8 protein-coding genes and 1 pseudogene are annotated in these 8531 nt (G+C 72.2%); 1 reads left to right on the top strand and 8 read right to left on the bottom strand.

What is annotated here, in order from left to right; all coding sequences use genetic code 11:
• The 5 genes and pseudogenes from G6017_RS10885 to fakA form a co-directional block, all read right to left on the bottom strand.
• Positions 1 to 380 (bottom strand): annotated as a pseudogene (locus tag G6017_RS10885) (DivIVA domain-containing protein); the annotation flags it as partial.
• A 127-nt stretch (positions 381 to 507) separates the two neighbouring features.
• Positions 508 to 981: a pantetheine-phosphate adenylyltransferase gene (gene coaD / locus G6017_RS10880; RefSeq protein WP_182610806.1), complete on the bottom strand. Its 474-nt coding sequence runs from the start codon at positions 979 to 981 to the stop codon at positions 508 to 510.
• On the bottom strand, positions 978 to 1565 hold the full coding sequence (rsmD, locus tag G6017_RS10875) for a 16S rRNA (guanine(966)-N(2))-methyltransferase RsmD (protein WP_182610807.1): 588 nt from the start codon (positions 1563 to 1565) through the stop codon (positions 978 to 980). Before rsmD ends, coaD begins: the two co-directional genes overlap by 4 nt.
• A gap of 29 nt (positions 1566 to 1594) precedes the next feature.
• Positions 1595 to 3871: an ATP-dependent DNA helicase RecG gene (gene recG / locus G6017_RS10870; RefSeq protein ID WP_182610808.1), complete on the bottom strand. Its 2277-nt coding sequence runs from the start codon at positions 3869 to 3871 to the stop codon at positions 1595 to 1597.
• A complete protein-coding gene (gene fakA, locus G6017_RS10865) occupies positions 3868 to 5583 on the bottom strand; it encodes a fatty acid kinase ATP-binding subunit FakA (RefSeq protein ID WP_182617332.1) in 1716 nt (571 codons plus the stop codon). Before fakA ends, recG begins: the two co-directional genes overlap by 4 nt.
• A gap of 129 nt (positions 5584 to 5712) precedes the next feature.
• Here fakA and G6017_RS10860 point away from each other — a divergent pair, with 129 nt between their 5' ends.
• On the top strand, positions 5713 to 6507 hold the full coding sequence (locus tag G6017_RS10860; RefSeq protein ID WP_182617330.1) for an enoyl-CoA hydratase-related protein: 795 nt from the start codon (positions 5713 to 5715) through the stop codon (positions 6505 to 6507).
• Between the two features lie 36 nt (positions 6508 to 6543).
• Here the strand turns inward: G6017_RS10860 and G6017_RS10855 are convergent, their stop codons facing one another.
• The 3 genes from G6017_RS10855 to G6017_RS10845 form a co-directional block, all read right to left on the bottom strand.
• On the bottom strand, positions 6544 to 7254 hold the full coding sequence (locus G6017_RS10855; RefSeq protein ID WP_182611201.1) for a uracil-DNA glycosylase: 711 nt from the start codon (positions 7252 to 7254) through the stop codon (positions 6544 to 6546).
• Between the two features lie 4 nt (positions 7255 to 7258).
• The gene (locus tag G6017_RS10850) at positions 7259 to 7780 is read right to left on the bottom strand and encodes a gamma carbonic anhydrase family protein (protein ID WP_182611202.1); all 522 of its coding nucleotides are present in this window, start codon (positions 7778 to 7780) and stop codon (positions 7259 to 7261) included.
• 9 nt (positions 7781 to 7789) lie between these two features.
• Positions 7790 to 8531, bottom strand: a 742-nt coding sequence (locus tag G6017_RS10845; protein WP_182617328.1) for a thiamine-phosphate kinase, incomplete at its 5' end; no start/stop codon positions are given.

Here is an 8531-nt window from a genome sequence, read left to right as displayed (position 1 = left end):
TCGGCGGATTCCGCGCGGGCGTCGCCCACCAGGCCGTCGGCGTGGGCCGTGGCCTCGGCGACCATGCGATCGGCCCGTGCCTTGGCGTCGGCGAGCATCGCGTCGGCGTCCGCCCGGGCCTCGCGCAGCGTGCGATCCGCCTCGGCATCCGCGGCGGACACGGTGTCCCGGGCGGTCGCGTCGGCTTCCGCGAGCACGCTGTCACGCTGATCCAGCACGTCCTGGGCGTCGTCGAGCTCACCGGGGAAGGAGTCACGGATGTCATCGAGCAACAGCAGCGACTCGTGCCGGGGCACCACGCAGTTCGCGGTCATGGGCAGACTGCGGGCATCCTCGATCATCGCGTTCAGCTCGTCGAGGGCCTGGAACACTCGGTACACGCTCGTCCCTTCACCGGATCGTCACTCTTGCCACACCAGTGTGCCCGCAAGCCGGGTCCCGGTGCGGGTGCGGCGGCGGTGTGTCCGGTGGTCCGGGGCGCAGGGGCTCGCCGCCCGGCCCCACCGCTCAGCCCAGCCGGTCCTTCAGGGCCCGTGCGACGGGATCCGGCAGGAGATGCGAGACGTCCCCGCCCAGACGGGTGACCTCGCGGCACAGCGACGAGGACACGAAGGCCAGGTCCGCCCGGGTCGGCAGGAACACGGTGTCCACCCCCGCGATCGACCTGTTCATGTGGGCCATCGGCAGTTCGTAGTCGTAGTCGGTCGAGTCGCGCAGGCCCTTGATCACGGCCGTGGCGCCCTTCTCGCGGCAGTAGTCGACGAGCAACCCGTAGAAGCTGTCGACGCGGACCCCGGGGAGGTCGGTGCAGACCTCCTCGATGAGCGCCTTCCGCTCGTCGATGGTGAACGTCCCCTGCTTGTTGGGGTTGGCCACGACGCACACGATCACGTCGTCGAACAGCTGGGCCGACCTCCGGATGATGTCGAGGTGCCCGAGGGTCACCGGGTCGAACGAGCCTGGGCACACGACGGTGGTCATCGGGCGACCGTATCAACCGGCCGGGCGATCTCGACGGCGGTCTCCCCGTAGGTCCGTTCGAACTCCACCTCGTATCCGTCGGGCCATCGCACGGCCGGGTCCCGTCGGGACCTCTCCCACACCACGAGGGCGTCCCCGGCCAGCCAGCCTCCCGCCGACAACGCCTCGAGGACGGGGGCGTCGAGCTCCCCGGACTTCTCGTACGGCGGGTCTGCGAGGACGAGGTCGAACCCGCCGGCCACCGGACACGGCCCGGCGACGGCGGCGGGCAGCGCCGCCCGCCTCACGGTCGGGCGGACCGCCGGGAACGACGACGACAGACCCGCGGTGTTCGCGCGGATGCTCGCGACCGCCCGGGGGTTGTCCTCCACGAACCACACCACGTCGGCGCCCCGGGAGACCGCCTCCAAGCCGAGGGCGCCCGATCCCGCGAACAGGTCCAGCACGGCGGTTCCGTCCAGATCCATCCGGCTGGTGATCGCGCTGAACAGGGCCTCGCGGACGCGGTCGGTGGTGGGCCGGGTCCCCGAGGGCGGCACGGTGATCGACCGCCCGCGCAGGCGGCCCGAGATGATGCGGGTCATGACTCCCCCGATGGTCGAGATGGTGGTGGTCAGTACTTGAACAGGTAGTCCGACTCGTCCGAACCGGACAGTCGGCGGACCCGCTCGGCCAACGCCGGGTGGGTGTCGAGCCCGGGGTCGGAGTCGAGGATCTCCTCGGCGTGGCGGCGTGCGATCTCGATGACCTCGCCGTCCTCGACGACGGACAACAACCGCAGCGAGGCAAGTGCACCCGACTGAGCGTCTCCGAGGACGTCACCCTCGCGGCGTTGGACCAGGTCGAGCTGCGCCAACAGGAACCCGTCGGTGGTGGCCGCGACGGCGTTCAACCGTTCCATCGCCTTGCCCCCCTCGCGGGAGTTGGTCACGAGCAGGCAGAGCCCGGGCAGGCCACCCCGACCCACCCGTCCACGGAGTTGGTGGAGCTGGCTCACCCCGAACCGGTCGGCGTCCATCACCACCATCACGGTGGCCTCCGGTACGTCCACCCCGACCTCGATCACGGTCGTCGACACCAGGACGTCGAGATCACCGGACGCGAACGCGTTCATGGTCGCGTCCTTCTCCTCGGGAGGAAGCCGACCGTGCATGAGGCCGATGCGGAGTCCCGCGAGAGGCCCGGTGGACAGGTACTGGTGGAGCTCCACGGCGGCGACCAGCGGGGGCCTGTCGCCGCCCCTGTCGTCGTCCCCTCCCTTCGGGGCCCCGTCCGGGGCGTCGGTGGTCTCGGCGTCGATCCGCGCACACACGACATACGCGCGATGACCAGCCCCGACCTCCTCCCGCACCCGCTCCCAGGTGCGCTCCACCCATCTCGGCCTGTCCCTGGCCGGCACGACGGAGGTCGAGATGGGTCTGCGTCCACCGGGCAGTTCACCCAGCTCGGAGACCTCCAGGTCGCCGAACACCGTCATCGCGATGGTGCGGGGGATCGGCGTCGCGGTCATCACCAACAGGTGCGGGACCATCCCGTCCCGCCCCTTGGCGCGGAGCCGGTCACGCTGACGGACCCCGAAGCGGTGCTGTTCGTCGACCACGACCAACCCCAGGTCGAAGAAGTCGACGGAGTCCTGGATGAGCGCGTGCGTGCCCACGACGATCCCGGCCTCACCGGTGACGATGTCGAGCAGGGCCGCCCGCCGCTCCGCGGTGGACATGGACCCGGTCAGCAGCACCACCCGGGTGGCCTGGTCCGCGGCACCGAGTCGGCCCCGCTCCCCCAGATCACCGAGCATGGCCGTCAGCGAGCGGTGGTGTTGGGTGGCCAGGACCTCGGTGGGCGCCAGCATCACGCACTGGCGCCCGGCATCGACCACCTGGAGCATCGCGAGCAGTCCGACGACCGTCTTCCCGGAGCCGACCTCACCCTGGAGCAGGCGGTTCATCGGTTCGTCGAGCGTCAGGTCCGCCGAGATCTCCTCGAGGACGGTCTGCTGCCCGGCGGTGAGCTCGAACGGCATCCGCGCCTCCATCGCGGCACGGACACCGTCGCCGCGAACCGGGCTGGCCGGCGCCGGGTCACGGGCGACGAAGCGGCGCCGGGCCCCGAGGAGCAACTGCAGCGCGATCGCCTCGTCGAACCGGAGCCGGTAGCCGGCCCTGTCCGCGTCCTCGACCGTCGACGGCAGGTGGGCCTTGCGCAGCGCCTCGTCGAGGCCCATCAACCCCGCCGCAGCCAGGACCGCGTCGTCGAGGGGGTCAACCACGGGGACCAGGGCGCGGATCGCGGTGACGACCGCGCCGAGCAGGTCCCACGAGGTCACACTCTCCTTGGCCGAGTAGATGGGCAGGAGCGGGCGGTCGAACAGACTCGGGCCACCCTCGGCGTCGATCTCCGCCGAGAGGCGCGCGAGCGCGGCGAGGTCTCCCGAGCCCTTGAGCTGGCCGCCGGGACCGGCGACCGATCGGAGGACCAGGAACTCGGGGTGCTTGAGATCCAGGGACTGACGGAACCGCGACACGGTCCCGTCGAACATCGCCACCGTGCCCACCGGGAGCATGAACTTGATCCTGCGGCCGGCGAAGTAGACCACCTTGAACGTGGTGTCCTCGTCCTTCACGGTGAGCGTGAGCATCTCCCGCGGCTGGCCCTGCTTGGTGGTGTAGGTGCGGGTCGCTGCGGTGGCGACGGTCCCGATGATCGTCACCCGCTCGCCGTCGACGAGCTCCCGCCGGTCGTAGCGCTGCCCGTGCTGGCGGTAGCGGCGGGGCAGGGTGTGGAGCAGGTCGCCGACCGTCCGGTGACCGAAGGCCGTGGTGATCCTCTCGGCCAGTCCGGCGTCGAGGACCTCCGACAGCGGAGTGTCCGTGGTGGCGAACGCGGTCATTCGACCCCGACGTGCGCGAGCACCCGGCCCGGTCCGGCCGCGTACCCGGCGACCTCCACGTCGGGGTGACCGTCGCGGATCCGGGTCAGCGCCTCCTGCGTCGCGGCGTCGTCGTAGTCGGCGCCGAGCAGCAGGGTCACGAGTTCGCCGCCCGAGGAGAGCAACCGGTCCGCGAGCGCGCACACCGCGTCCACCGGGTCCGTCTCGATGAGGGCGACATCGTGGCCGACCATGCCGAGGAGGTCCCCGGCGGCGCAGCGACCCACCAGGGTGAGCGCGTCGTGTTCGGCCCGCACCAGGTGCGCGTGCCGGGTGGCCGCGGCCGCGTCCGCCATCCCGAAGCCGTCCAGGGACAACGTGGTCGAGGGGTCGTGGACGGCCAGCGCGGACAACCCCTGGACGACCGACCCCGTCGGGAGGATGAGGGCGTTGCCGTCGACGTCGCGCAGGGCGGCGTCGAGTGCTCCGATCTGCGCCCTGGACAGCTCACCGTTGGGCAGCACCAGCAACTCGTCCGCGGACAGTGCCAGCACCGCGTCGATCACCCCGCCCTCGTCCGGATCGACCGTTCGCGCCCCCGCGCCCGAGAACAGCTCGGCGAGCGGCCCGTCGGGGACGATCGCCACCACCGTCCGCTCGGGTTCGCGCCCGGTCCGGTCCGCCCCCTCCCCGGACCCATCCCGTCGACGGTGCCCTGTCGACGGGCTCCCGCCCACCGGGTCCAACATGTCCGTCACACGGATCTCGGTGACCCGGCCGAGCGAGAGCGCGACCTCGACCGCCGTTCCGATGTCGTCGGTGTGGACGTGGACCGCCCAGCGGGCGTTGTCCCCCGTTCCACCGTCGCCCACGACCACCACGCTGTCGCCCAGGGTCCGGAGAGCGGACCTGAGCTCGTCGGCGCGCGCGTCGTCCGAATGGGTCAGGGAGTACATGACCTCGTACCGGGTGTCGGCGGAGGACTCCGGGGCACCACCGTCCGTCCCGTCACACTGCGCGGACGGCTCGGTGAACGGGTCCTCGGGGACGAAGTAGTCCGGTCGCTCCGGCGCCTGTCCCCCGAGCACCTCGACCATGGTGTCCAGCAGCACCAGCAGGCCTCTGCCGCCCGCGTCCACGACCCCCGCCCGGGCCAGCGCGGGCAGCTGGGACGTGGTGCGGTCGAGGGCCTCCGCCCCCGCGTCCGCGGCCGCACGTGCCACCTCGACGAGCGAGGTGGCCGACGACCTACCGGCGCCCCCGGCAGCCTCCCGCAGCACGGTCACGATGGTGCCCTCCACCGGATCGCTGAGCGCGTGGTCGACGAGGGTGACCGCCGTCCGGAGCGCCCGACGGTAGGTGGAGGCGTCGACGACCGTGAAGGTCGCCGCCTCGCCGACCGCCCGGAGCACCTGGGACAGGATGACGCCGGAGTTGCCCCGCGCACCGTGGACGGCGCCGTGACCGAGCGCCACGGCGATCTCGCGGGCGCCGGCACTCCCCCCGCCCTCGGAGATCCACGCCTCCTCACCCTCGGCCCTGTCGACCGCGGCTCTCATCGTGTAGAGCAGGTTGGTCCCGGTGTCGGAGTCCGGCACCGGGAAGACGTTGAGGGCGTTGATCTCCTCGCGGTGGGTCGCCAGATGTTCCACACACCGACGCGCCCACCCCAGCAGCCCGTGGGCGTCCAGTGATGACGGACGTTCCTCGACGCTCGTCGACTCCTGTGCCATCACCCCTCCTCGGCGTCCGTTCACCCCAACGGTCCGACTCCGTCGGTCGGCGCGGCCAAGCCTAGTACCCTCACCTTGCGACAGCCGTCGAACAGGCCGAGACGGCCCGTACCATTCCCTGGAGTCCAGATGACCTCTGCCCTGACCGCCACGCCCCTCGTCACCCTCGAGGACGGTGTGCTCACCATCCCCGTCTCCCTCGAGGGCAGGGGGAACTCGCTGGACTCCGACGCCGTCACCCAGGCCGGCACCGCACTGGCCGCTCTCCTCGCCGGCGAGATCGACGCCGGCGCGATCCTCCTGGTGGGCCTCGGCAGGAACTTCTGCGCGGGCGGGAACGTGCCCGGTTTCGCCGCGGCCGAGGACCGCTCGGAGCACGTCCGCGAACTGGCCGACCGGTTGCACGGGGTGGTCAGGCAACTGGAGGAGGCACCTGTGCCGGTGGTGGCCGCGGTGGCCGGCTGGGCCGCGGGGGCCGGACTCTCCCTCGCGTTGGCCGCCGACTTCTCCGTGGGGGGCCCGGACACCCGCCTGCTCGCGGCATACCCGGGAATCGGCCTGTCGCCGGACGGTGGGATGTCCTGGCGGTTGCCCCGGGCGATCGGGCCAGCGGCGGCCCGGGCGTTCATCCTCGGCAACGAGCCGCTGGACGGGTCGCGGGCCTACGGGATCGGACTGCTCACCACCTTCACCGAGGAGGACGTCTCCACCACGGCCCGGGACCTGGCGGTCCGCCTCGCGGCGGGCCCGCGTGCCTCCTATGCCGCCACCAAGGAGCTGCTGCGACGGTCCGGCGAGAGGACTCTCGCGCAGCAACTCGACGCCGAGCGGGACTCCATCGCGGCGCTGGCGGTGTCGCCCGACGGGATCGAGGGAGTGGATGCGTTCGTCGCCAAGCGCGCCCCGCGCTTCGGAGGGGCCTGAGCGCGCCCCGCGCTCCGGTGGGGCCTGAGCGCGGCTCTACGTCTGCTCTGGCAGGTCCGGCAGTCGCCAGTCGACGCCGTCCACGCCGAGCCGGCGCAGCTCGTCGTCCGCGCGGCTGAACGGCCGGGAACCGAAGAACCCGCGTGAGGCCGACAGCGGCGAAGGGTGCGCGGAGGCGATGACCGGGGTGTCCCCGAGCATCGGCGCCAGGGACTGCGCCTGGCGCCCCCAGAGAATCGCCACCAGCGGACGGCCGCGCTCCACCAGTGCCTCGATCGCGCGCCCGGTGACCTCCTCCCATCCCTTCCCCCGGTGGGAGGCCGGCTGCCCCGGAGTCACCGTGAGAACCCGGTTGAGCAGGAGGATCCCGCTCCCGGCCCAGGAACTCAGGTCACCGTGCCTGGGCGCCGACAGTCCGAGGTCGTCCGAGTACTCACGGTAGATGTTGACCAGGCTCCGCGGCAGGGGTCGGACGTGTCCGTCCACGGCGAAGCTCAGTCCGACGGCGTGCCCGGGCGTCGGATACGGATCCTGGCCCACGATCAGCACACGGACATCGTCGAACGGCTGGGTGAAGGCGCGTAGGATCCGGTCCCCCTCGGGGAGGTATCGGCGGCCCGCGGAGTCCTCCTCGCGGAGGAAATCGCCCATCCGCCGGATGCGGTCCTCCACCGGCGCCAACGCGCCCGCCCACCCCGGGTCGACGACCTCCCCCAGCGGAGGTCGAGCCGACTGATCGCCCGCCACCCGGTCAGTCGATCCGTCGGAGCTCGGAGCGGTAGCGCATCGCGTTGTCGTGGTACTTCTGCGTGTTCCCGTCGAGCATCGCCGGGTCCACCTCGTAACCCTCGCGGATCCTCGCGGGGGCTCCCATCGCCATGCGCGCGGCGGGGAGTTCGAACCGTGGTGGGATCAGGCACCCGGCGGCGACGACCGCTCCGGCACCGATCACGGCGCCGTTGAGCACGATCGAGCCGGAGGAGATCAGGGCCCCGTTCCCGACGGTCGCCCCCTCGATGTGCGCGTTGTGCCCCACGATGCAGTGCTCCCCGAACACCGTCGGTTCCGACTCCGTGCAGTGGACGATCGTGCCGTCCTGGATATTGGTCATGGCGCCGACCTCGATGCGCCCGTAGTCACCGCGGAGGACCGCGGTCGGCCACACGGACACGCCCGGTCCCAGGCGGACGCGGCCGATCACCACGGCGTCGGGGTGCACCCAGGCGTCGGGGGCGATGTCGGGTTCGAGGTCTCCGAGTGCGTAGACAGCCATGCCGCCAGACTAGTTCGCGCCCCGTGCCGAGTCCCAGCCCCCGGGGGTCCGCGGGTGCCCGTCGAGGGACACCGCGCCGGGGTCTCCCTCGTGGATCGTCCCGATCACGGTGAAACCCGGGGGGACGATCGTCCCGGGTGGGAAGGTGCCCAGCAGACCGTGGTCCTCGCCGCCGTCGAGGATCCAGTCCGCGATCTGCGCCTCCGGATCCGGGAGACCCAGGACCGCGGCGGCCTCTCCCAGGCGGGGGTCGACGGGAAGCGCGTCGACGACGAGGTCCGCCGCGACGCCGGAGGCCCGCGCCAATCCCGACAGGTCGCGCATCAGGCCGTCGCTGACGTCGGTGAGTGCGCTGGCGCCGGCGAGTCTGGCCGCCCTCCCGGACCCGATCGGGGGTACGGGGACCCGGTGGGCCTGCTGCAGGGGGCCCTCGGTGTGGCCCGCCAACAGCAGTGCCAACCCCGCCGCGGAGCGACCGGGTTGACCGGTGAGCGCCACCCGGTCGCCGGGGGCGGCGCCGTCGATCCGCAGGGGGCGCGCGCCGTCCGGGAGGGTGCCCATCGCGGTGACACTGACGACGACGAGGTGAGCGCTGGTGAGATCACCGCCCACCACCACGGCACCGGATCGCGCGGCCTCTCCGTGGATCCCGGCGGCCAGCTCCCCGATCTGCTCCATCGTCGTCTCCCCGGGCACCGCCAGGGCCACGAGGACGCGGGAGCAGTCGGCGCCCATGGCCAGGACGTCGGAG

It is taken from the genome of Dietzia sp. B44, from assembly GCF_014145245.1.
GTDB classification, from domain to species: Bacteria; Actinomycetota; Actinomycetes; order Mycobacteriales; family Mycobacteriaceae; genus Dietzia; species Dietzia natronolimnaea.
The sequence above is the reverse complement of the archived record's forward strand: the minus strand, read 5'-3'. Positions and strand labels throughout refer to the sequence as shown.